Annotated in this window: 2 tRNA genes and 1 rRNA gene; all 3 read left to right on the top strand. The window is 47.3% G+C overall.

The features are described 5' to 3' along the window. Nucleotides 1-10 precede the first annotated feature (10 nt). The 3 genes from rrf (at nucleotide 11) to ACN6NE_RS31110 (ending at nucleotide 398) form a co-directional block, all read left to right on the top strand. A 5S ribosomal RNA gene (rrf, locus tag ACN6NE_RS31120) occupies nucleotides 11-126 on the top strand. 116 nt (nucleotides 127-242) lie between these two features. Beyond that, nucleotides 243-318, top strand: a tRNA-Val gene (locus ACN6NE_RS31115). A gap of 4 nt (nucleotides 319-322) precedes the next feature. After that, nucleotides 323-398, top strand: a tRNA-Thr gene (locus ACN6NE_RS31110). Nucleotides 399-446 lie beyond the last annotated feature (48 nt).

Below are 446 nucleotides of genomic sequence, written 5' to 3'. Positions count from 1 at the left end.
CAATCTCTTGTCTGGTGGCGATAGCGAAGAGGTCACACCCGTTCCCATACCGAACACGGAAGTTAAGCTCTTTAGCGCCAATGGTAGTTGGGACTTTGTCCCTGTGAGAGTAGGACGTTGCCAGGCAATTAATAAGACCCCTTATGAGTCTCTTATAAAAGAGCATAGGGGTTTTTTATTTGAAATATTCTATTATAAGTAATGAAAATAACGCTTATCAAAGCGCTTATATAGATCTTTTTGGAGGATTAGCTCAGCTGGGAGAGCACCTGCCTTACAAGCAGGGGGTCGGCGGTTCGATCCCGTCATCCTCCACCATCGTGCCGGTGTAGCTCAACTGGTAGAGCAACTGACTTGTAATCAGTAGGTTGGGGGTTCAAGTCCTCTTGCCGGCACCATTTATATCGGAGGGGTAGCGAAGTGGCTAAACGCGGCGGACTGTAAAT

This window comes from Priestia sp. 53B2, from assembly GCF_056099005.1.
Note: the sequence above shows the minus strand (reverse complement) of the source record. Positions and strands in the feature narration are given on the sequence as shown.